Source organism: Mesorhizobium sp. WSM4884 (assembly GCF_029625675.1).
GTDB lineage: Bacteria > Pseudomonadota > Alphaproteobacteria > Rhizobiales > Rhizobiaceae > Mesorhizobium.
This window is the reverse complement of record NZ_JARTVO010000005.1, coordinates 333,319-354,205: the sequence shown is the minus strand read 5'-3', so window position 1 is coordinate 354,205 and position 20,887 is coordinate 333,319. Positions and strand designations below refer to the sequence as shown.

21 protein-coding genes are annotated in these 20,887 nt (G+C 62.5%); 6 read left to right on the top strand and 15 right to left on the bottom strand.

Going from position 1 to position 20,887, the window contains the following annotated elements; all coding sequences use genetic code 11:
- Positions 1–27 precede the first annotated feature (27 nt).
- The 9 genes from ccoS to P9236_RS11055 all read right to left on the bottom strand — a co-directional run bounded on the left by ccoS (position 28) and on the right by P9236_RS11055 (position 9,079).
- Positions 28–198 (bottom strand): cbb3-type cytochrome oxidase assembly protein CcoS, encoded by a 171-nt coding sequence (ccoS, locus tag P9236_RS11095; protein WP_278074652.1) that lies wholly within the window; start codon positions 196–198, stop codon positions 28–30.
- Complete coding sequence (locus P9236_RS11090) at positions 195–2,480, bottom strand: cation-translocating P-type ATPase (protein ID WP_278074651.1); 2,286 nt, start codon at positions 2,478–2,480, stop codon at positions 195–197. Before P9236_RS11090 ends, ccoS begins: the two co-directional genes overlap by 4 nt.
- On the bottom strand, positions 2,477–2,992 hold the full coding sequence (locus P9236_RS11085) for a FixH family protein (protein WP_278074650.1): 516 nt from the start codon (positions 2,990–2,992) through the stop codon (positions 2,477–2,479). The genes P9236_RS11090 and P9236_RS11085 overlap by 4 nt, the downstream gene beginning before the upstream one ends.
- On the bottom strand, positions 2,989–4,548 hold the full coding sequence (ccoG, locus tag P9236_RS11080; protein ID WP_278074649.1) for a cytochrome c oxidase accessory protein CcoG: 1,560 nt from the start codon (positions 4,546–4,548) through the stop codon (positions 2,989–2,991). The genes P9236_RS11085 and ccoG overlap by 4 nt, the downstream gene beginning before the upstream one ends.
- A 171-nt stretch (positions 4,549–4,719) precedes the next feature.
- Positions 4,720–5,583, bottom strand: a complete 864-nt coding sequence (gene ccoP / locus P9236_RS11075; RefSeq protein WP_278074648.1) for a cytochrome-c oxidase, cbb3-type subunit III — start codon at positions 5,581–5,583, stop codon at positions 4,720–4,722.
- 2 nt (positions 5,584–5,585) lie between these two features.
- The gene (locus P9236_RS11070; protein WP_278074647.1) at positions 5,586–5,735 is read right to left on the bottom strand and encodes a cbb3-type cytochrome c oxidase subunit 3; all 150 of its coding nucleotides are present in this window, start codon (positions 5,733–5,735) and stop codon (positions 5,586–5,588) included.
- A 13-nt stretch (positions 5,736–5,748) separates the two neighbouring features.
- Positions 5,749–6,480 (bottom strand): cytochrome-c oxidase, cbb3-type subunit II, encoded by a 732-nt coding sequence (gene ccoO / locus P9236_RS11065; protein ID WP_278074646.1) that lies wholly within the window; start codon positions 6,478–6,480, stop codon positions 5,749–5,751.
- Between the two features lie 10 nt (positions 6,481–6,490).
- On the bottom strand, positions 6,491–8,101 hold the full coding sequence (ccoN, locus tag P9236_RS11060; protein WP_278074645.1) for a cytochrome-c oxidase, cbb3-type subunit I: 1,611 nt from the start codon (positions 8,099–8,101) through the stop codon (positions 6,491–6,493).
- Positions 8,102–8,365: 264 nt separating this feature from the next.
- Entirely contained in the window at positions 8,366–9,079 is a 714-nt protein-coding gene (locus P9236_RS11055; RefSeq protein ID WP_278074678.1) for a Crp/Fnr family transcriptional regulator, read from the bottom strand.
- Positions 9,080–9,185: 106 nt separating this feature from the next.
- Between P9236_RS11055 and hemN the strand changes: the two genes are divergently transcribed.
- The gene (hemN, locus tag P9236_RS11050) at positions 9,186–10,568 is read left to right on the top strand and encodes an oxygen-independent coproporphyrinogen III oxidase (RefSeq protein ID WP_278074644.1); all 1,383 of its coding nucleotides are present in this window, start codon (positions 9,186–9,188) and stop codon (positions 10,566–10,568) included.
- Positions 10,569–10,659: 91 nt separating this feature from the next.
- Here hemN and P9236_RS11045 read toward each other — a convergent pair whose 3' ends face one another.
- The 3 genes from P9236_RS11045 to P9236_RS11035 all read right to left on the bottom strand — a co-directional run bounded on the left by P9236_RS11045 (position 10,660) and on the right by P9236_RS11035 (position 13,032).
- Positions 10,660–11,091: a potassium channel family protein gene (locus P9236_RS11045; protein ID WP_278074643.1), complete on the bottom strand. Its 432-nt coding sequence runs from the start codon at positions 11,089–11,091 to the stop codon at positions 10,660–10,662.
- 115 nt (positions 11,092–11,206) lie between these two features.
- On the bottom strand, positions 11,207–11,656 hold the full coding sequence (locus tag P9236_RS11040; RefSeq protein WP_278074677.1) for a group III truncated hemoglobin: 450 nt from the start codon (positions 11,654–11,656) through the stop codon (positions 11,207–11,209).
- Between the two features lie 185 nt (positions 11,657–11,841).
- A complete protein-coding gene (locus P9236_RS11035; RefSeq protein ID WP_278074642.1) occupies positions 11,842–13,032 on the bottom strand; it encodes an NnrS family protein in 1,191 nt (396 codons plus the stop codon).
- Between the two features lie 208 nt (positions 13,033–13,240).
- Between P9236_RS11035 and P9236_RS11030 the strand changes: the two genes are divergently transcribed.
- Complete coding sequence (locus P9236_RS11030) at positions 13,241–13,945, top strand: Crp/Fnr family transcriptional regulator (RefSeq protein ID WP_278074641.1); 705 nt, start codon at positions 13,241–13,243, stop codon at positions 13,943–13,945.
- Here the strand turns inward: P9236_RS11030 and P9236_RS11025 are convergent.
- Positions 13,863–14,156 carry a DUF1858 domain-containing protein gene (locus P9236_RS11025; protein ID WP_278074640.1) on the bottom strand — a complete coding sequence of 98 codons (294 nt, stop codon included), beginning with the start codon at positions 14,154–14,156 and terminating at the stop codon, positions 13,863–13,865. The two genes, P9236_RS11030 and P9236_RS11025, sit on opposite strands and share 83 nt — an antisense overlap.
- Before the next feature lie 293 nt (positions 14,157–14,449).
- Between P9236_RS11025 and P9236_RS11020 the strand changes: the two genes are divergently transcribed.
- Together P9236_RS11020 and P9236_RS11015 are read left to right on the top strand one after the other, a co-directional pair.
- Positions 14,450–16,831 carry a phosphoketolase family protein gene (locus P9236_RS11020; protein WP_278074639.1) on the top strand — a complete coding sequence of 794 codons (2,382 nt, stop codon included), beginning with the start codon at positions 14,450–14,452 and terminating at the stop codon, positions 16,829–16,831.
- A gap of 62 nt (positions 16,832–16,893) precedes the next feature.
- Positions 16,894–18,069 carry an acetate/propionate family kinase gene (locus tag P9236_RS11015; RefSeq protein ID WP_278074638.1) on the top strand — a complete coding sequence of 392 codons (1,176 nt, stop codon included), beginning with the start codon at positions 16,894–16,896 and terminating at the stop codon, positions 18,067–18,069.
- A gap of 124 nt (positions 18,070–18,193) precedes the next feature.
- On the opposite strand, the gene P9236_RS11010 is transcribed toward P9236_RS11015, so the two are convergent.
- Entirely contained in the window at positions 18,194–18,709 is a 516-nt protein-coding gene (locus P9236_RS11010) for a GNAT family N-acetyltransferase (protein ID WP_278074637.1), read from the bottom strand.
- A gap of 46 nt (positions 18,710–18,755) precedes the next feature.
- Positions 18,756–19,403, bottom strand: a complete 648-nt coding sequence (locus P9236_RS11005) for a helix-turn-helix domain-containing protein (protein ID WP_278074676.1) — start codon at positions 19,401–19,403, stop codon at positions 18,756–18,758.
- A gap of 230 nt (positions 19,404–19,633) precedes the next feature.
- On the opposite strand from P9236_RS11005, the gene P9236_RS11000 reads away from it, so the two are divergent.
- Together P9236_RS11000 and P9236_RS10995 are read left to right on the top strand one after the other, a co-directional pair.
- A complete protein-coding gene (locus P9236_RS11000; RefSeq protein WP_278074636.1) occupies positions 19,634–19,807 on the top strand; it encodes a hypothetical protein in 174 nt (57 codons plus the stop codon).
- Between the two features lie 92 nt (positions 19,808–19,899).
- Positions 19,900–20,883 (top strand): zinc-dependent alcohol dehydrogenase family protein, encoded by a 984-nt coding sequence (locus tag P9236_RS10995; RefSeq protein WP_278074635.1) that lies wholly within the window; start codon positions 19,900–19,902, stop codon positions 20,881–20,883.
- Positions 20,884–20,887: the final 4 nt, after the last annotated feature.

Below are 20,887 nucleotides of genomic sequence, written 5' to 3'. Positions count from 1 at the left end.
CTTTCGCGCCATTGCGCTGAAACCGCGTCATTTTGACTGCAGGACGTCGCCGGGCCGATCCTCGGGCTCGATCAGTATCCGCTCCGCGGCCCCATCGAGATCCTCGTATTGACCGCTGCGCAACGCCCAAAGGAAGCCCGACAGACCGAGCGCTCCCAGGAACAGGGCCACGGGAATGAGATAGACGAGCGTGGTCATGGATGGGCCACCCCCACGACATCGGAGCGGCGCCTGGTCGGAGTCGCTTCGGGTATAGCTTTCACGGTAGCCTGAAGCCGCATCGCATTTGCGATCACGATCAACGAGGAAGCGGACATGGCGATCGCGGCGATGAGCGGCGTCACATGTCCGAGGATGGCGATCGGAACGGCGAAAGCGTTGTAGACGATCGCGACGGCGATGTTCTGGCGAATGAGCCGGCCGGCCTTGCGCGAGATTTCCATCGCAAGAGGAACCGCGAGGAGGCTTTCGCGCAGGAAGACGAAGTCAGCGGCCTTGCGGCCAATGTCGGCCGCGCTCGCCGGAGCGATCGAGACATGCGCCGCCCGCAGCGCCGGCGTGTCGTTGAGACCGTCGCCCACCATCAGTACCTTGTGTCCCGCACGCGTCAGGGATTCGATCCACTCGACCTTTCCCGAAGGCAGCAGCGCCGGCACGAAATTCTCGATCTCCAATGCGTCGGCGACATCACTGCAGGCCTTCTCGGTATCGCCGGACAACATATCGACCGACACGCCGGCTTCCTTCAGTTGCCGGATAGCCGCCCTGGCATCCGATCGAGGCGCATCCTCGAAGGCGAAGCATGCGACGATGTTTCCATTCTTCGAAAGCACCGTGCCGCCATAGCCGCCGATCCTGCCTTCTCCGCCGGTGCGAGCCTTCCACCCGGCCCATCCGCGTCGGCCCAGGCGCCAGACGTCATCCCCAGCGGTCGCCTCGATGCCAAAGCCGGGCTCTTCTCGCACCGAGTCGAGCTTGGGCTCACCGGCAAAGCCTGCATAGGCCGTAATTGCCTTTGAAAACGGGTGTCGCGAATGGGCTGCCATGTCAGCGGCCATCGCAAGCATGGTCGGATCGATCTCGGATGCGTTGACGAGCCTCGGCTGCCCCAAAGTCAGCGTTCCGGTCTTGTCGAACACAGCCGTGTCGATCGCCGCGAGGCGCTCCATGGCAGAGCCGTCCTTGACCATGACGCCGGCCTCGAAGAGGCGCCGGGCCGCTACCACCTGGACGATCGGCACAGCGAGGCCGAGCGCGCAGGGGCACGTGATGATGAGCACGGCGATGGCGATGGTGAGAGCCCGGTGCCAATCGCCGGACGCGACCATCCAGCCGAGGAATGTCACAAAGGCCGCCAGATGGACCACGGGCGCGTAGAGCGCCGATACCCGGTCGGCGATGCGCCGGTAGTGCGAGCGGCCGCCTTCGGCGGCTTCCATCAGGCGAACCATTTCCGCCAGGAAGGAGTCCTTCGCGGCGGCGGTTGCCCGCATCGTCAGCGGACCCGTGAGATTGAGTATGCCGGCCTGGACGTGCGTTCCGGCACTCACGGCCTTGGGCTCGCTCTCGCCGGAGACGATCGAGCAATCGAGGTCGGAATTGCCGCTGGTTATGTCGCCGTCGACCGGTATCCGTTCACCGGCCGCGATGAGCAGGCGCATTCCCGGCGTGAGCTCGGCGACGGGCACGTATTCGCGCGTGCCGTCGTCCCGCAGGACCACCGAGCCCCGCGCAGCAAGCCTGGAAAGGCCGTTGACGGCCGTTCGCGCGCGTTCGCGCATCACATGGTCCAGCGTGCGGCCGATGAGCAGGAAGAAAAGCAGCGACACCGAGGCGTCGAAATAGGCATGTTCACCGTGATTGATGGTCTCGTAGAGGCTCATCGCGTAAGCCAGGGAGACGCCCACCGCGATCGGCACGTCCATGTTCATCCGGCCATGGCGCAACGCGTTCGCCGCGGAGCGGAAGTAGATGCCGCCGGCGAAGGCGAGAGCCGGAATGGCGATCAGCGCGGACAGCCAATGGAAAAGATCCCGCGTGGCGCCCTCGGCGCCGGACCAGACCGAAACCGACAACAGCATGATATTGCCGGCCGCGAAGCCGGCCACGGCGACGGCGCGGATCAACTCCGAAAGCGTCTTGTCCTTCTCGTGAATTTCCGGGTCGAACAGATGCGCCTGATAGCCCAGCCGACCGAGCACGGCAAAGAATGGCGGGACATCGTCTCCGTGCCAGCGGATCGACACACGCTTCGTCGACAGATTGACGCGAGCAGACTCAACGTCCTGGACCTTGCCGAGCGCGGCCTCGATCGCTTGAATGCACGCCCCGCAATGAACCGTCGGCACCGACAGCTCGGTCTGGTGAATGTCGCCGCCAAGAGAGCGGCTGGCCAGCTTGATCTCGTCGCTCGACGGCGAAGCGGACGCTGCGTTGGCGACCTCCAACGCCATTTCGGCGCCTGGCGCGCAGCAGCTCATTGCAGGGCTCCTTTCACGATCATGATGCGGCGGACATCGCGAAACGGTGACGTCAGGCCCGCATCCGCATCGATCTCCACGATCCAGACGCCATCCTTCGGCGCTTGCCGGGCGGCAAATTCCCGCGTATTGGCAGGAGAGTCGCCGGAGGCCGCGGCAAGTGTCAGGGTTTCGTCCTCGGCCTCGTAGGCCGGGTGGCGGAACAGCATCCTTACGCCATGCAGCGGGACCGGTTTGCCCTGGCTGTCGACAAGGCCGTAGCGGACCTCGCCGGAAGCGATGGTCAGCTTGCCCGTCCAGCCGAGCGCCGCCTGCGCCCTTCCTTTCTTCGCTTCCTCGTTGAACTGCTGGCTGGCAACATAGGTGTTCTCGACGACGAGGCCGGTCCAGCTCTTTTGGGCGAGCGTGGCCATCGTGACGTTGACCCCGATCACCACCCCGAAAAAGGCAAGGATGGAGATCAGCATATGCCTGCCGGTGAACTCGCGCGGTTTCCGCGTATCGGCGTTCATTTGCCATTCTCCGGCGCGTTGAAACTGGCGGTGTATTCGGCGGATTCGGAACTCGCCTGGTCGTCGATGCGAAATTCGAAGCGTTGCACCGGCTTCTTGATCTCGTCCGCGGGTTGCCGAACGAAGACCTTCAGCGTCTTCAGCCGGTCAGGTTCGACCGAAATGGAAAATGAGCGGCTTGGGGGCTGGTCGATGCCGACGACGCTCATCTCACCGCCGTCGAGGCCCTCCAGCGTCACCTCGATCGTTCTCGGCTCGGGTATCATGTTGAGCAGCTTGACGGTGTAGCCGTTCCGGATCGAGCCGTCTGAAAGTGTCACGAACTGCGGATTTCTGTCGTGCAGGACATTCAGCTCCAGCCGTTCGCGCGTCAGCAGCGAATAGACGAGCGCCAACCCGATCGCCGACCACACACCGAGATAGATGTAGGTGCGCAACCGGAAGATCTTGCCCAGATGGAAATGTGCCAAGCCATCGACGAAGCTGCCGCTCGCCGTTCTTACGAGCGTCGGATTGACAGGGCTGGCGCCCCCCGAGGTCGCCAGCGCCATGTTGGCATTGTAGTCGGCCAGGGTCGCGTAGGAAATCAGCCCGCGTTCTCGGCCGAGCTTGTCCATGACGCCGTCGCAGGCGTCGATGCACAGCGCGCAGGTGATGCATTCCAACTGCTGGCCGTCGCGGATATCGATCCCCATGGGACAGACGGCGACACAGGCGTTGCAGTCGACGCAGTCGCCGACCGCTTGCCCGGCGGCCGAGACCTTCTTGGCATGCCGCGAACGCGGCTCGCCGCGCCAGTCGTTATACGTTACTGTCAACGAGTTTTCGTCGAGCATGGCGGCCTGGATGCGCGGCCACGGGCACATATAGGTACAGACCTGCTCACGCATCAGCCCGCCGAACACATAGGTGGTGCCGGTCAGCACGCCGATCGTGGCATAGGCGACCGGCGCGGCAGTGCCGCTGACGACGTCGCCGAGCAATTTCGGCGCGTCGGCGAAATAAAAGATCCACGCGCCGCCGGTGGCGACCGCGATAATGAGCCAGATGGCATGCTTGGATACGCGCAGGATGAGTTTGCGGGCGGTCCACGGGGCCGCGTCGAGCTTCATGCGGGCATTGCGATCGCCTTCGATCGCGCGCTCCACGACAAGGAACAGATCGACCCAGACGGTCTGCGGGCAGGTATAGCCGCACCAGGCTCGTCCCACCGTCGACGTGATCAGGAAAAGGCCGACGCCCGCCATCATGAGAAGTCCGGCGACGTAGTAGAATTCCTGCGGCCAGATCTCGATGAAGAAGAAGTAGAAACGGCGGTTCGCCAGATCGATGAGAACGGCCTGGTCGGGAGCGAAGGGGCCGCGGCCCCAGCGCAGCCAGGGCGTCAGGTAGTAGATGCCGAGCGTGATCGCCATCACCAGCCATTTGAACTGACGAAAACGACCGGAGGCGCGCTTGGGGAAGATCTTCTTGCGCGCCGTGTAGAGCGGCTGTCGCGTCTTGGCGGAGTTGACCGCTTCGGCCTCGAGCCGTTCTACCTGCGTCTGATCCAGCACGACGATCTCCAATCGCGGCGGAAGAATGCCGCCTCTATCCGGCAGTCTTGCAATCGCTAACGCCGCGTCGCGTTGATGCAGGTCAAATTGAATCATCAAAAAACAGGTCGAGGCCCGGCGTGGCCGGGCCTCGTCGCTTGAACGGCCGAGGGCCGAGAACAGGCCCCGCTCCTATTCTCCGCCGCCAAGCGAATGGACATAGACAGCCAGTTCCTTGACCGTCGTCTCCCCTAGGCGTCCGACCCAAGCGGGCATCACGCCGCTCTTCGGGGCTCGCACCTGTGAAACAATGGCGGCTTCACCGGACCCGTAGAGCCAGATCGCGTCGGTCAGATTGGGGGCTCCAACGTCCCTGTTGCCCTTTGCGTCCTGGCCATGGCAGACGGCGCAATTGTCCGCGAAGACCTTGGCGCCGGGCTCGATCAGGCTCTTGTTCTTGACAGGGCCCGAAAGGCTGGCAACGAAAGCGCTGACCTGATCGATCTGTTCGGGCTTGAGCACATCGGCAAAGGCAGGCATTTCCGACTGGCGGGTATCGGCGTCGGTAGCGAACCGGATGCCGTGCGTGATCGTCTGCTGGATCTGCTCCGTCTTGCCTCCCCAGAGCCAATCGTCGTCGTTGAGGTTCGGAAATCCCTTCGAGCCTTGCGCGCCGGATCCGTGGCATTGAACGCAATTGACTTTGAACGCGGCGCCGCCGGCCGCGACGGCAAACTCGCGCAGCGCGTCGTCGCCGGCGATTTCGGAGACGCTCTTGGACTGAATTGCCGCGACATAACTCGCCTTGGCGGCTTCGGCCGCTGCCATCTCGTTCTTGACGTCATTGCGGCTCGAGAAGCCCAGCACTCCTCTGGTGGCCGAGCTCAGCATGGGCCAGGCCGGGTAGGCGATGGTATAGGCGATCGCCCAGAAGATGGTGACATAGAAAGTAATGACCCACCAGCGGGGCAGGGGATTGTTGAGCTCCTTGATCCCGTCCCATTCGTGGCCGGTCGTCGTGATGCCCGAGATTTCGTCGATATGCTCGTTGCTCATGATCAATCGTCCTGGAGAGGAATTTTCGCGGCATGGTCGGCATTGGCCTTGCCACCCGGACGGAGCGCGAAGGCAATGCAGCCGACAAAGAACAGGGCCATGGCAAGCAGGCCCCAGCTGTCTGCAAACTCCCGCATCAGATTGTAGTCCATAGGTCTGATCTCCTCAGCGGTAGCCAGCGGCTTCGTCGTAGTTCTTGAAGTCGACAAGAGTGCCGAGCATCTGCAGATATGCGACCAGGGCATCCATCTCGGTGACCTGCCGAGGGTTGCCGTCGAAGTCGCCGACCTTGGCTTTCGGATAGCGGCTTTCCAGTCCCGACGTGTCGGCGTTGGGATCGGCCTGCGCCATCAGGTCGGCATTCGCCTGCGCGATCATGTCGTCGGTGTAGGGGACACCGACGCGCCGGTTGGCGACGAGGTGCGTGGAGAAGTCCTTCACCTCGATCGGCTTATCCTTCAGGAACGCGTAGCTCGGCATGATGGATTCCGGCACGACGGAACGCGGGTCGGTCAGATGCTGGACGTGCCAGCTGTTGGAGTAGCGGTCGCCGACGCGGGCGAGATCCGGTCCGGTCCGCTTGGACCCCCACTGGAACGGGTGGTCGTACATCGACTCGGCCGCCAGGCTGTAGTGGCCGTAGCGTTCCACCTCGTCGCGGAAAGGCCTGATCATCTGGCTATGGCAGAGGTAGCAGCCCTCGCGAACATAGATGTTGCGCCCGGCCAGCTCGAGCGGCGAGTAGGGGCGCATGCCCTCGACCTTCTCGATCGTGTTGTCGAGATAGAAAAGCGGCGCGATCTCGACGATGCCGCCGACCGTGACGACCAGCAAGGATCCGACGAGAAGCAACGTGGCGTTCTTCTCGATCAGAGCGTGTTTATCTATCAGACCCATGTCTGGCTCCTTATTGGGCGGGCTGGAGGGCGGGCGCGGAACCCGGCAAGGGCTGTTCTTCGCGCTGGCGGCCAAGAATTGTCATGGTGATGTTCCAGGCCATGATCAGCATGCCGGTGAGATACATGGCGCCGCCTGCAGCGCGCATGAGGTAGTAAGGATGCATCGCGGCGACGGTTTCGGCGAAGGAGTAGACCAGGAAGCCCTGCTCGTCGTACTCGCGCCACATAAGGCCCTGCATGATGCCGGAAACCCACATCACGGCCGCGTAGACCACGATGCCAAGGGTCGCCAGCCAGAAGTGCCAGGTGACGAGGCGCATGGAATAGAGCCGCTCCCGATTCCACAGTTTCGGCACCATGTAGTAGAGTGCGCCGAAGGTGATCATGCCGACCCAGCCGAGCGCTCCCGAGTGGACATGGCCGATGGTCCAGTCGGTGTAGTGTGAGAGCGAGTTGACGGTCTTGATCGACATCATCGGGCCTTCGAAGGTCGACATGCCGTAGAAGGCGACGGCCGCAACCATCATGCGGATGATGGGATCGGTGCGGATCTTGTCCCAGGCGCCCGACAGCGTCATCAGGCCGTTGATCATGCCGCCCCATGAAGGCATCCACAGCATGACCGAAAACACCATGCCGAGTGTCTGCGCCCAGTCGGGCAGGGCGGTGTAGTGGAGATGGTGCGGCCCGGCCCAGATGTAGAGGAAGATCAGCGCCCAGAAGTGGATGATCGACAGGCGGTAGGAATAGACCGGCCGGTTCGCCTGCTTCGGCACGAAGTAGTACATCATGCCGAGGAAGCCGGCCGTGAGGAAGAAGCCCACGGCATTGTGCCCATACCACCACTGGGTCAGCGCATCCTGAACGCCCGAGAACGCCGAGTAGCTCTTCGAGCCTAGGAATGAAACCGGCATCGAAAGGTTGTTGACCACATGCAGCATCGCAATGGTCACGATGAAGGAGAGGTAGAACCAGTTGGCGACGTAGATATGCGGTTCCTTGCGCTTCAGGATGGTGCCGAGGAAAAGGATCAGATACGCAACCCAGACGATCGTCAGCCAGAGGTCGACATACCATTCGGGCTCGGCATATTCGCGACCCTCGGTGATGCCCAGCAGATAGCCGGTCGCTGCCATGACGATGAAGAGCTGGTAGCCCCAGAAGACGAACCACGCGAGATTGCCGCCAAAGAGGCGCGCGCGTGATGTGCGCTGGACCACATACAAGGACGTGCAGAGCAGGGCATTGCCGCCGAAAGCGAAGATGACGCCGGAAGTATGCAACGGCCGCAGGCGGCCAAAATTGAACCACGGCGCGATGTTGAGGTCGGGATAGGCAAGCTGCAGCGCGATGACCACGCCGACGAGCATGCCGACGACGCCCCAGAACGTGGTTGCGATTGCCCCGTAACGGATCGGCCCATCCATATAGGCGGAGGGGTCGACCGGAGCTGCCGGTTTGAAATCCGTGTTGCGCAGCAGGATCACGGTGAAACCAGCCACGGCGAAGAACAAAACCCACATGTGCTGGCGAAAAGGTTCATCCGCGCCGAAGCCGGCGGCCACAAGGGCGGCAAAAGCAAACAGGCCTAGAAGGACGATCTCTGTGCCAAATCTCATCGCAAGTCCCCGATCTCGTCTCGAAAATTCCAGCGGAAACTACCGCTCGCGGCACCATTTCGGGATTTTCCGTCCCGCGGCCTTGATCCAGGTCAAACGCGGGCTGCTTTTCGTTCGGGAGCGTCCGTATCGACCGCTAGTGTGGAATGCCGGCAACGAGGCGGCTGGGCCCGAAGTGCCGGCAAAGCGATCTGCCGGGCCGAACACCGGGGCCGGGTCCGGTCGGGTCGAAGCTCAACGATTGTTTAGCAGAGGGCGCGATGTTCAGTCGCCGCAGCGTTCCTCGAGCTGAACCATGCTTGCCAGGCTGATATGGCGCTTGTTTACGATCCGGATCACGCCATCAAACTTTAGCCTGGACAATTCGCGACTTACCGTCTCGATGGTCAGTCCGAGAAAATCGGCGATGTCCGCGCGAGTCAGCGGCAGGTCGAAGCTTATCGAACTTGCCGGATGGTAGTCAGGATCGATGTTTCTGGCGATCATGAGGAGGAAGCTCGCAACCTTTTCGGACGCGGTCTTGCGCCCCAGCGCCGCCATCCAGTCGCGCGCCTCGTCAAGCTTGTTCAGCGCGTGGTTGAGCAAATTCTGCCCAAGTTTCGGCGAGTCATCCAGCATTCGCTCGACGATCGTCTTTGGAAAAGAACACAGCGCCACGTTCGTCAAGGCTTCCGCCCGGATCGGCCTTTTCGCTCCGAAGGGCCGGCCCAAAAAATCGGGTGCGAAATGGAACCCGACGATCTGCTGACGACCATCCGACAGGTTTCGCGTGAGCTTGACGATGCCGGACAAAACGTTCGAGTAGGTTCCATCGTCTGCGAGTTCCGTTCCCGCCAAGACCTCATGCCTTGAGGAGGCTTTGGCCAGTTCGGCGAGTTGGCGAACCCTGAGCGCACCGCACAATCCTGCCCGCCGCGCTTCGCAGGATCTGCAAATCGCGGGAATGTCGGCTTGCTGAGCATGCTGTCTGGCGGCCATTGCGACGCCTGTGGTCAAATATATCGGCAATTTGCGCCGGCTGCTCCCCCAGCCGCCTTGATCCAAATCAAGGTCTTGCCGGTCTCGGTCAGGCAGTTTGCCCGCCATGAGCTCCGCCGCCGCCAGCATCCATGATACGCCTCCGCCGCCCGCTGCCGTTGGGCTTGGCGACAACGTACCGCGCTACACGAGCTATCCGACGGCCCCGCACTTTCATCCGGGCATCGACGCGGCGGCGGTTCGCGGTTGGATGGGCGCGCTTGAAGGCGATGACGAGATATCGCTGTATCTGCATATCCCCTATTGCGACAGGCTGTGCTGGTTCTGCGCCTGCCACACCAAGCAGACTCGCCACTATGCGCCCGTTGCCAGTTTTCTGCGCGCGCTGCACAAGGAAATCGAAACGGTCGGTGGCCTGGTGAGCGGCCGGGGGAGGGTGCGCGCCGTTCATTTTGGCGGCGGCTCCCCGACCATGCTGAAGCCCGACGACATCCTCGTGCTCGGAAAAGCGTTGCGGGACCGGTTCGACTTCCTTGATGATGCCAGCCTCAGCGTCGAGATCGACCCGAGCGACATGGACGAGGGGCGGCTCGATGCCTTCGCCGCGATCGGCATGACGAGAGCGAGCCTCGGCGTCCAGGACTTCGATCCCAAAGTGCAGAAGGCGATCAATCGCGAGCAGAGTTTTGCGCTGACCAAAAGCATAGTCGACGCGGTGCGCGCCCGGGGCGTTCGCTCCGTCAACCTCGACCTGCTCTACGGGTTGCCGCATCAAACCTTGGAGAGCGTCGCGGCGACCGTCGCCCAGGCGCTGACGCTGGCGCCGGACAGGCTGGCCCTGTTCGGCTACGCGCATGTGCCGTGGTTCAAGAAGCATCAGACGATGATCGATGAAGCCTGGCTGCCCGACTCGTCTGCGCGCTTGGCGCAATCGCAGCTCGCCGCGCGAATGATCGTCGATGCAGGCTACGAGGCCTTGGGATTGGATCATTTCGCAAAGCCGCAGGATGCGCTGGCGGCAGCGGCGCGCGCCGGCAAGATCCGCCGCAATTTCCAGGGCTATACCGAGGACCAGTGCGAGACGCTGATCGGCCTTGGCCCGTCCTCGATCAGCCGGTATCGCCAGGGCTATGCGCAGAACATCGTTGCGACCGGCGAGTACGAGAAGGCCGTGAATTCCGGACGGCTGGCGATAGCGCGCGGCGTCGAGTTCAGCCTCGATGATCTGGCGCGGGGCTGGATCATCGAGCGCCTGATGTGCCAATTCAGTTTCTCGGCGGTAGAGCTCGTCGAACGCTTCGGCGCCGTCGGCCAAACGCTGCTCTGTGAAGCGAGCCGACTGGCCATCAGCGGCGCAGGCCAGCTTCTTCGGCTCGACGGTGAAAGCTTCGTCGTGCCGGCGGAAAGCCGCCCGCTGGTCAGGGCGGTGGCGGCGAAATTCGACAAATATCTCAGCAACGGAACCGGCAGGCATTCTCTGGTGGTTTGAGCACGTCTTTGTTTCCCAAAACCACCGCGCACCCTCGGGTCAAGCCCGGGTCAAGCCCGTGGGCATGCTTTTGGCGACATAGATGGGCGGATCAAAAGTGCTCGCCGACCCTGAAGGGGCCGACACGGGTACCGGCCGCGATCAGATAGGCGGTAGACCAGCCGATCAGCAGAAAACCGTTGATGCCTTCCAGGGCCGCCAGCACGCGCCAGCCATGGGCGGGCACGACATCTCCATAGCCGACCGTGGAAAAGGTGATGGTCGAAAAGTAGAGCGCCGTCTCGAAGTCGTTCAATATCCCGAGCAGCCGGTAGATCCCGGCCCATAACCAGACTTCCGCCGTCATGACCGCAAAAAGCCCCATCACCACGCTGATCATGGCGATGACACGGCTGCGCCGGCCGTGCATACGGAAGAGCGCCACGAGACGCGCCATCGCACGGGTGATCGCGATGAGGCCGAAAGTATGGATCAAGACCGTCAGGCTGATGACGATCGTGCCGACGCAGAGATTGAGGATCATCTGAAGAAACTAAGGCCTCAGCGGGTCGCGGTCCTTGCGTAAAATCAAGCCCGACACCGGCGCGCCAGGCACCAACGTCTCAAACTGTTGCGCGCCGGAGGTCTGCCGGCGCAACCTATTCGGCGCCCGGTCTCGCGGCGGGACCGAGGCGAAAGAACATGGCAAGCTTCAGACTGGCGGCTATTCGTTCCGCCCGCTCGACAAATACCGCCGCGGTTTCGGGCGCGAAAAGCTCTGCCGCCGTCTCGCGGAAGAGAGCCAACCAGATCTCGAAGTCGGCTTCGGTGACATCCTCGAGCTTCAGGTGGGCCGGCACCGGCCGGCCATGATAATCGCCGCTTTTCAATATGACGGAGGACCAGAAGTCCGTCATCTTCTCCAGATGAGGCTCCCAATCGCCGGTGATCTCGCGGGCGAAGATGGGGCCGAGACGCTCATCCTTTCTCACCTTCGAATAGAATTTGCGAACCAGCACTCCTATCGAGGCCCGGTCGACGCCAGGGCAAAGCAAGGGCTGTTCGGCGGCAGGGCGAACCCTGTCAAGCAAGGCCGGCTTCGAAATCATCATGTTCCTTGTTCTTTGGCAATCAGGTCGGTGGTTTCGCTACGGCATCAACCGCGGTGTCCTTGTAGATCGCCCGACGGTTTGGCGATTTGCGCTGGCTCAAATTGTTTGTGGAACAATGACCGGCGCGCAGCCAACTGGAAAACCGAGTGATAAGACGGCTTCGCCGCTCATCTTCAAGTGGCTCACTTGCCGCGTGCGTTGAGGCGAGGCCGCATGAGCATCCCCCCAAACAGCACAGCGTAGCCGACGAAGGCGGCCACCCAGAACGCCGCCGAGATATGCAGCAGAATTGCTGCGGCAGGAGCCATGGCGGCAGCTATTCGCAGAACGGCAGCAATGACGATCGCAACGAAAACCGCGCATGTTCCGGCGTTTGCCGTCAGCGCGCGGCCTGTGTGACCAAGGGAGGCGCGGGTCATGACGGCAAGCGTCATACAGGCAATCGCTCCCACCGCCAACGCATGAATGCCGGCCACCGGGGGGACCGTCCCCGGGGCGAAGACGGCTAGGCCGGCTAGCAGCAGGCCAAGCGGCACAAAGGCGAACGCAACGTGCAGGATCAGAACCAAAGGGTCGGCCAGCGTCCGGTCACCCGCCCAGCGGCCAAGCCGAACGGCATTGAGGACCGCACCGGCGACGAGCAACCCGCCGGTTGCGATAGTGTCGGGAAAGAAAGTCCACGCAACGAGCCCGACGGCGGACAGCGCGATCGTTCCGATATCGAACCTGCCGAATGATGCCGGGAGCCGGCCGGGCTTCTCGCGAACCAGCCAATTGCGGGTGAAGCTCGGAACGATGCGCCCACCGATAACCATGATGAGGACGACAACGGCTCCAAGACCGAGGCGCCGGCTCATATCGGAGACGCCCTGATAATGCGCTTCGGCGTGAAACATGACATTTGCCGCAAAGAGGGTCGCGGCCGGCAGGAGCACCTTGAGGTTCCGCCAGTTTCGCCCGGCAACGATTTCCGTCGCGGCGGCGGTTACCACCGCAAAAAGAAAGGAGCAGTCCACGAACGCGCTCAGGAACCAGCCCGTTTCCGCCGAAAAGAACACGGCCACCCGACCCGCGAGCCAGAGCAGCACGAGCACCAATAGGCGAAAATCCTGAACGGGGAGCCGTCCGGTCCAATTGGGAATTGCGGTCAGCAGGAAGCCCGTCACGACCGCCGGCAGATAGCCGAAGAGCAGTTCGTGAATGTGCCAATCCACGGGCAGGAATACGCTGAGGATCTCGAGCTTGCCGTAGTAGAGCGGCAACCACAAGAGTATCGCGACGCCGGCCTGCAGCGAGCCTAGCAGAAAGAAGGGCCGAAAGCCGTAGGAGAGAATTGCCGGATAGACGCTTGGCCGCGTCCGTGGAATTGCCATGACATGCCTCATAGGAAACCAGGCAATGCGCCCGTTTCGATTCTTCTATCCCGGCCCCGAGGGGTGGAATTTGCCTCAGCGCAAACAAGAATGTGAATCGCCGTCGCCAGCGACAACAGGCTTTACTTGTCGATGGGCGGTCGTCCATGACAAAGTCTGGTCAGGGGCACGGAAGCGTTGCGCCACTGAAGTCGGGGAGGAAAGGCAGTTGGCAAGCCTTGATCGATCACTGATTGCCGGGCTGCCCGTGTTCGAGGGAGTCGCTGCTGCGGATCTCGATCGCATAGTCGGGCAGGCAAGATCCATTCGTATCGCGAAGGATCAGCCGGTGTTCGAGCAGGAGCAGGAGGCCCATTCGTTCTTCCTGCTGCTCGACGGCCATGTCCGCGTGGTGAAATCGACCCCGGACGGGCACGAAGTGACCGTGCGATATATAAGCCCCGGCGAGTTGATGGGGATCGCCAGCGCGCTGGGCCGGACGACCTACCCGGCAAATGCCATTGCCGCCGTCGATTGCGTGGTGCTTGCCTGGGCAAGCCAGCTCTGGCCCACCTTCGCGACGAGCTTCCCGAGCTTCAGCGCCAATACATACAAGGCGGTGGGAAGCAGGCTGCAGGATGCCCACGCACGCGTCATCGAGATGTCCACCGAGCAAGTGGAACAGCGTGTCGCGCATGCGCTGCTCAAGCTGATCAAGCAGTCAGGGAAAAAGACCGAGGAAGGGATCTTGATCGACTTTCCGATTTCACGCCAGGACGTTGCGGAAATGACGGGCACAACGCTTCACACGGTGAGCCGATTGCTTTCGGCCTGGGAAGACCAGGGCCTGGTCAAGAGCGGACGCCAAAGGGTCGTCGTGGTCGAGCCGCATCGACTGCTCGTGATTGCCGAGGGCCGCGCGGCAAAGAGCTAGTCCCATCTCCGGCCTCGATCGCCGCCTCCAAGTCGCGGCGAAGCTGATCCTCGTCGAGATCATGCTCGCGCGCCGCGTCGGAAACGGTGTGAAAGGAAGCGATCGGGCAGCCGACGCACAGCATGCCGTGCTGGAGGATGACGCGGATTGCAGCCGGCGTCTCGCGCATGATCCTGTCCATCGTCGCATCGTCGTTCAATTTGCGTTTCATGCTGCCGCTTGTCCGCATTGCAGATAGACATCTTGCCTGAGCTTTCCGGCGCGTTCGTTGCTCTGAAGCAAAGATGGCGCCGTCTTGCCTTGCTCGACGAAGCCGCAGCTCAAGGTGCGTTTTAGATCTTGCGGTCGGCCGGGCTTGGCATTTGCGATGGATCAAAGCTCGCTCGTTCTTCGCCGGATAGATCGATGACGACCGGTTTGACACCGAGCCGTCGTGAACCGGTGGCAGCCTCGATGCGTTGTGCTTCAGCCGGCGTCGGTTTGGAATCAGCGAAGGAGTCGGAAATGACCGAGCATCCCAGCGCCAATCGCTTGTCCGCACAGGAGCTGCGCGATATCGATGCCTATTGGCGTGCCGCCAACTACCTGACGATCGGGCAAATCTATCTGCTCGACAATCCGCTGCTTCGCGAGCCGCTTCGGCTGGAGCATGTCAAGCCGAGGCTACTCGGCCATTGGGGAACCTCGCCGGGACTGAGCTTCATCTATACGCATCTCAACCGCGTGATCAGACAGCGCGATGCAAATGTCATCTATGTCTGCGGTCCCGGGCACGGGGGACCTGCGATGGTTGCAAACACCTACCTCGAAGGCACCTACAGCGAGATCAATCCGGATATCCAGTTGGATGAGGCCGGGATGAAGAAGCTCTTCCGGCAGTTCTCCTTTCCGGGCGGCATCCCAAGCCATGCGGCGCCCGATGTGCCTGGCTCGATCCATGAAGGCGGCGAGCTCGGCTACGCGCTCTCGCATGCCTATGGCGCGGCCTTCGACAATCCGGATCTGATCGTCGCCTGCGTCGTCGGCGACGGCGAGGCGGAAACCGGGCCGCTCGCCACCTCCTGGCACTCCAACAAGTTCCTCAACCCGGCGCTTGACGGCGCGGTGCTGCCGATCCTCCACCTCAACGGCTACAAGATCGCCAACCCCACTATTCTGGCCCGCATCCCTGAAGAAGAACTGCGCGCGCTGTTCGTCGGCTATGGCTACGAGCCGCTGTTCGTCGAGGGCGACGATCCGGCCTTGATGCACGAGCGGATGGCCGCCGTGCTCGACGATGCGCTGGACCGTATCGACGCGATCCAGCAGGCGGCACGCAGCGGCGCGGAGACTGCACTGAGCCGGCCGAAATGGCCGATGATCGTGCTGCGAAGCCCGAAAGGCTGGACCGGTCCGAAGGAGGTCGACGGGCTGAAGACCGAAGGGTTCTGGCGCGCCCACCAGGTTCCGCTCTCCGGCCTCGCGGATAACCCCGCGCATCTGAAGATGCTCGAGGAATGGCTGCGGAGCTATCGGCCTGAAGAACTCTTCGATGCGGCGGGCGCGCCTGTGTCCGCCATCCGTGCCACCGCGCCGGAAGGCGCCAGGCGCATGAGCGCCAATCCGCATGCCAATGGCGGCCTGCTGCGACGGTCTCTCGATCTGCCGGACCTGAGCGAGCAGGCGATTCCGGTCAAGCGCCCGGGGCAGGTCAAGGCCGAATCGACCAGAGCCATGGGCGCCTTCCTGCGAGACGTCATGGCGTTGAACCAGGCTGCCCGGAATTTCCGCATCGTCGGGCCGGACGAGACGGCGTCGAACCGCTTGCAGGACGTCTTCGAGGTGACGGAACGCGCCTGGATGGAAGAGATCCTGCCCGAGGATGTCCACCTGGCGCGGGAAGGGAGGGTTCTGGAGATCCTATCGGAGCATACCTGTCAGGGCTGGCTGGAAGGCTACCTGCTTACGGGGCGCCATGGGTTCTTCTCCTGCTACGAAGCCTTCACGCATATTGTCGATTCCATGTTCAACCAGCATGCGAAATGGCTGGACGCCTGCCGCAAGCTCGCCTGGCGGCGACCGATCGCTTCGCTGAACTATCTGTTGTCGAGCCACGTCTGGCAGCAGGAGCACAACGGCTTCAGCCACCAGGACCCTGGCTTCATCGACGTGGCCTTGAACAAGAAGGCGGACGTCGTGCGCGTCTACCTGCCGGCGGATGCCAACAGCCTGCTTTGCGTGACCGATCATGTGCTGCAGACATGGAACCGCATCAACGTCATCGTCGCCGGCAAAGCCAATTCCTGGCAGTGGCTGTCCATCGACGAGGCGAAAGTCCACTGCAGCGCCGGCATCGGCATATGGGAGTGGGCATCGACCGACCGCGGGGCAGAGCCGGATGTGGTGATGGCCTGCGCCGGCGATGTGCCGACGCTCGAGACTCTGGCCGCCGTCCAAATTCTGAAACGCTACATTCCCGATCTCAAGATCCGGCTGGTCAACATCGTCGACCTGATGACCCTGCAGCCAAAGGAACATCATCCGCACGGCCTGTCGGATCGCGAGTTCGATGCGCTGTTCACCAGGGACAAGCCCGTCATCTTCGCTTACCATGGCTATCCCTGGACCATCCATCGCCTGACCTACCGGCGGACCAATCACGACAACATCCACGTGCGCGGCTACAATGAGGAAGGCACGACAACGACGCCCTTCGACATGACCGTGCTCAATGGGCTCGACCGCTACCATCTCGTGCTCGGCGTGCTCGACCGCATTCCCGAGCCGGCCGGTGCGCACATTCGGCTGAAACAGGCCATGGAAGGCAAGCTGATCGAGCACCGGGCCTATATCCGCGAGCACGGGCAGGACATGCCGGAGATCCTCGAGTGGAAATGGGAGCAGTAGCCGATGCCGAAGCGCCAGGCTGCGAGGACAAGCGCCGCAAAAGTGACCGGGACCGGTCGGCGATGACCGATGCAATTCTCGTCCTCAATGGCGGCTCCTCAAGCCTGAAGTTCGCCCTGTTCCAGCAGCGCGACGAACTTCACCTTCTGTTGCGTGGCAGCGTCTCGTCGATAGGGCGCAGCCCACGACTGCACATCGCGCCTACGGCTCTTTCGCCCGAAATCGACAGGAGCCTGGGGGACGGGCCGATCGATATCGCAAAGGCATTCGAGGCCGTGGCGTCCTTTCTCGCCGACCGCAGTCTTTTGCGCCAGATCCGCAAGGTTGGACATCGCATCGTGCATGGCGGTCGGGAATTTGCCCGTGCGACACGGCTTGATGAGCGCACGCTCGATATCCTTCACAAGCTTGAGCCGCTGGCCCCGATCCACCAGGCGATCAATCTCGAAATCGTCGGCATGGCCAGTCACCTTCTGCCTGAAGCCTTGCAAGTCGGCTGCTTCGATACGGCGTTCCACCATGCTCGGCCAGAGCTGTCGAAGCTCTATGGCCTGCCGCGCGAGATGTCGGAACAGGGCATTGTCTCGTATGGCTTCCATGGATTGTCCTATAGCCACATCGCCGCGAAGCTTCATGATCGCTACGGTGCCGCCGCCGGCGGCCGGACGATTGTCGCCCATCTCGGCAGCGGCGCGAGCTTGTGCGCCATGAAGGCAGGCGCGAGCGTCGCCACCACCATGGGTTTTTCGACGCTCGACGGTCTTCTCATGAGCACGCGTTGCGGTGCCGTCGATCCTGGCGTGATCCTGCATCTCTTGCAGGATCAGAAGCTGTCATCCGAGGAACTATCCACCTTGCTTTACGAGCGCTCCGGCCTGCTCGGAGTATCCGGCATTTCCGGTGATATGCAGACGCTGCTTGCATCGAAGGAGCCTGCGGCGGCGCGCGCCGTCGATCTCTTCGTCTACCGCGCCGGACGCGAGATCGGATCGCTCGCAGCCGCGCTTGGCGGGCTCGACACACTCGTGTTCACCGCGGGGATTGGCGAGCATGCGCACCAGATCCGGCAAAGGATCTGCGAGGCCGCTGGATGGCTGGATGTCGTTGTCGACGACGGCCTGAACCGCAGCGGCGAGGAGCTGGTCAGCGCCCCGAATTCCCGCGTCGACGTTCTTGTCATCCCGGCCGACGAGGAACGCGCGGTGGCCACGCAACTGTTCGACCTTGAAACGGCCTGATTGCCCCGTGGCAGCAGGGCGGAACGCAAAACGCGCCGCTCCGAACCGGATTCGGGCGGCGCGCTTTTAAGTCTTTTCACGCGTGTCGTTTCCGGGAACCGCCGCGCTCTTTGGGCGACATGCGTCAACCCGGCAGCTTGGCGCCGAGCTTCCGCTGAACCAGGACGAGTGTCGGATCATCGGGGTAGGTTGCGACGGTGAAGCCCATGTCGCGCTCAACCTCGATCGCGGCGCGGTTCTCGCGGCTCTCGATCGATTCGATCGTCTCGATACCATGCTCCTCGGCATATCGCGCGATATAGCCGAGAAACTCCCAGCCGACGCCGAGATGCTTGCGGTCCTCGCGAATGCAGATGGCGACCTCGCCGCGCCGGTCGGCCGGATCGCTGGCAAGCGTCGCCACCGCGATCAGCATTCCGTCGGTCGAGAAGGCGAGAAAATTGTGAATGTGCGGATCGTCGGAACGGGTCATCGCGACCAGCCGCTCATGCGAGACTTCCTTCACGGCTCCGAGGAAGCGGAAGCGCATATCCTCCGATGTGACGTGGGTGAAGAACTCCGCGACGAGCGGCTCGTCCTCAGGACGTGCGCGGCGCACCTCGAAGCGAAATCCGGTATGAGTGGTAAGCGTGGTTTTCATTGTCGTCCCTTTCAGGATTGATGCGCGGGGATTGGCTCGACTGGCCTCATTCTCCCATCGCCAGCAGCGTATCCCGCTTGAGGATTTCGATGCTGCGCAAGCTGAGCAGACGAATGACGCCCTTCTCCTTCAGGCGGGTGAAGACGCGCGACACGGTTTCGATAGTGAGGCCGAGATAGTCGCCGATGTCGATCCGCGACATCGGCAGTTCCACCTGCCGCAACCCACCCTGGCGCTCCGACATTTCGACCAGGAATGCCGCGACGCGTTCGATGGCGTTCTGGCGGCCGAGCACGAGAAGATGTTCCTGCGCCCGGATCAGACCTTTGAGCGCAAGAGGCAGAAGCTGGCGGGACACATCCACTCCCGAGGGAGTGCGAAACACCCTTACCCCCGTTGCGTTGATGGCTTCGGCGAAGAAGTGGTGAGCAGCGTCGGCCTCGAAACCGAAAGTCTCTCCCGCCAGATGGAACGCGCTTATCTGTCTGCGGCCGTCGGCAAGCAGACGGTAGATGCGGACGGCGCCGAATTCGACCTGATAGAGGGCGCCCGCCTTTTCGCCTTGGGCATAAATCTCGGCGCCTGCCGGGAAGAAGCTGACCGGCTGCGTTGCCGCCCCGTCAAAGATGGGCGCAGGGCTATGATGAGGGAGATACGACTGCAGTTCGATCTTGGCGGAAGCGTGAGCGTGCATGGCTGTGGTCCCGGTGAATTGGTGACGACAGCAGTCGCGCAAATCCGGCCATGCCGAAATTCGGTTATGTCCCTAAGGGAAACTACTTAGAGCGGGCTCGACATCATCCGATCGAGCCGGGCAGCGCCGCCGGCTCAAGCGTTCCATGCGATTGACCGCGATCAAGGCCCGCATGATTTGGCTCGGCAATTATTGGTCAGAACCAAGCATCCAACCAAGGGAATCCGACCATGACCTCCGGTATCATCGAAATCTGGGCTGGAATACTCGGCCTCGCGTATCTTGCCGGTGCAGGACTTTATTTCGAGATGATCTCGACTAGGAAGCGCAGCCACGTTTCGGCGAGCCATGGCTTCGGCCATCACACCCGGCCGCAGCCGGTCAAGATCAGGCACTCGCGATAGGAACGGGTGCCGGACAAGCGCGTTTTTCGTTCTGGTTGCCGAATGGAGCGGGGTCTGTTCCCGTCTGTTTTCCAAGAAACCGGGGAAGTGCGATGAAGGCAATGGTGCTGGAAAAACCCGGTACGCCTTTGAAGCTCGTCGACCGCCCCGACCCGACGCCGGGAGCGGGCGAGATCAGGCTGAAGGTGGAGGCATGCGCAGTCTGCCGGACCGATCTGCATGTTGTCGATGGTGACCTGCCGCAGCCGAAGCTGCCGCTCGTGCCGGGCCACGAAATCGTCGGCGTCGTCGACCTAGTCGGCGATGGCGTGTCGCCATCCCGGCTCGGGCAGAGGGTGGGTGTCCCTTGGCTTGGACACACATGCGGGCACTGTCCCTATTGCACCTCCGGCGCCGAAAATCTCTGCGACCAGCCTCTCTTCACCGGATATACGCGCGACGGCGGCTTCGCCAGCCATGTCGTTGCCGACGAGCATTTCGCTTTCGAGCTGGATGTCAGCGCGGACCCGGTGTCGCTGGCGCCGCTCCTGTGCGCGGGGCTGATCGGCTGGCGCTGCCTCAAGAAGGCCGGCGACGGCCGGCGACTGGGCATCTATGGCTTCGGCGCGGCCGCTCACATCATCACGCAGGTGGCGATCTGGCAGGGACGCGAGGTCTTTGCCTTCACGCGGCCGGGGGACATCCAGGCGCAGGATTTCGCGCGCTCGTTGGGCGTCGTCTGGGCAGGGGCGTCCGATGAACTGCCCACCGTCCAGCTTGACGCCGCGATCATTTTCGCACCGGTCGGCGCGCTGGTGCCGGCCGCATTGCAGGCCGTTCGTAAAGGCGGCCGCGTGGTCTGCGGCGGTATCCACATGAGCGACATTCCATCGATGCCCTACAAGCTTCTCTGGGAAGAGAGAGAATTGGTGTCGGTCGCTAACCTGACCCGCCGCGACGCGGAGGAATTCTTCCTCGTCGCGCAGCGCGCGCAGGTGCGCACGCACACAAAAACCTATCCGCTGGAGCAGGCCAACCAGGCGCTGGACGATTTGCGGATGGGCAGACTCAGTGGCGCCGCTGTTCTGCAGCCGTAAGGGC

What these genes read in the sequence shown, in the direction of transcription:
- P9236_RS11035 (WP_278074642.1), bottom strand. Translation starts at nt 13,032, where the DNA reads ATGGCAATTCCACGGACGCGGCCAAGCGTCTATCCGGCAATTCTCTCC.
- P9236_RS11055 (WP_278074678.1), bottom strand. Translation starts at nt 9,079, where the DNA reads ATGGCCGCCAGACAGCATGCTCAGCAAGCCGACATTCCCGCGATTTGC.
- ccoP (WP_278074648.1), bottom strand. Translation starts at nt 5,583, where the DNA reads ATGAGCAACGAGCATATCGACGAAATCTCGGGCATCACGACGACCGGC.
- P9236_RS11025 (WP_278074640.1), bottom strand. Translation starts at nt 14,156, where the DNA reads ATGAAACGCAAATTGAACGACGATGCGACGATGGACAGGATCATGCGC.
- P9236_RS11085 (WP_278074650.1), bottom strand. Translation starts at nt 2,992, where the DNA reads ATGAACGCCGATACGCGGAAACCGCGCGAGTTCACCGGCAGGCATATG.
- P9236_RS10995 (WP_278074635.1), top strand. Translation starts at nt 19,900, where the DNA reads ATGAAGGCAATGGTGCTGGAAAAACCCGGTACGCCTTTGAAGCTCGTC.
- ccoO (WP_278074646.1), bottom strand. Translation starts at nt 6,480, where the DNA reads ATGGGTCTGATAGATAAACACGCTCTGATCGAGAAGAACGCCACGTTG.
- P9236_RS11020 (WP_278074639.1), top strand. Translation starts at nt 14,450, where the DNA reads ATGACCGAGCATCCCAGCGCCAATCGCTTGTCCGCACAGGAGCTGCGC.
- P9236_RS11000 (WP_278074636.1), top strand. Translation starts at nt 19,634, where the DNA reads ATGACCTCCGGTATCATCGAAATCTGGGCTGGAATACTCGGCCTCGCG.
- P9236_RS11010 (WP_278074637.1), bottom strand. Translation starts at nt 18,709, where the DNA reads ATGAAAACCACGCTTACCACTCATACCGGATTTCGCTTCGAGGTGCGC.
- ccoS (WP_278074652.1), bottom strand. Translation starts at nt 198, where the DNA reads ATGACCACGCTCGTCTATCTCATTCCCGTGGCCCTGTTCCTGGGAGCG.
- P9236_RS11015 (WP_278074638.1), top strand. Translation starts at nt 16,894, where the DNA reads ATGACCGATGCAATTCTCGTCCTCAATGGCGGCTCCTCAAGCCTGAAG.
- P9236_RS11090 (WP_278074651.1), bottom strand. Translation starts at nt 2,480, where the DNA reads ATGAGCTGCTGCGCGCCAGGCGCCGAAATGGCGTTGGAGGTCGCCAAC.
- hemN (WP_278074644.1), top strand. Translation starts at nt 9,186, where the DNA reads ATGAGCTCCGCCGCCGCCAGCATCCATGATACGCCTCCGCCGCCCGCT.
- P9236_RS11070 (WP_278074647.1), bottom strand. Translation starts at nt 5,735, where the DNA reads ATGGACTACAATCTGATGCGGGAGTTTGCAGACAGCTGGGGCCTGCTT.
- P9236_RS11040 (WP_278074677.1), bottom strand. Translation starts at nt 11,656, where the DNA reads ATGATTTCGAAGCCGGCCTTGCTTGACAGGGTTCGCCCTGCCGCCGAA.
- ccoN (WP_278074645.1), bottom strand. Translation starts at nt 8,101, where the DNA reads ATGAGATTTGGCACAGAGATCGTCCTTCTAGGCCTGTTTGCTTTTGCC.
- P9236_RS11045 (WP_278074643.1), bottom strand. Translation starts at nt 11,091, where the DNA reads ATGATCCTCAATCTCTGCGTCGGCACGATCGTCATCAGCCTGACGGTC.
- P9236_RS11005 (WP_278074676.1), bottom strand. Translation starts at nt 19,403, where the DNA reads ATGCACGCTCACGCTTCCGCCAAGATCGAACTGCAGTCGTATCTCCCT.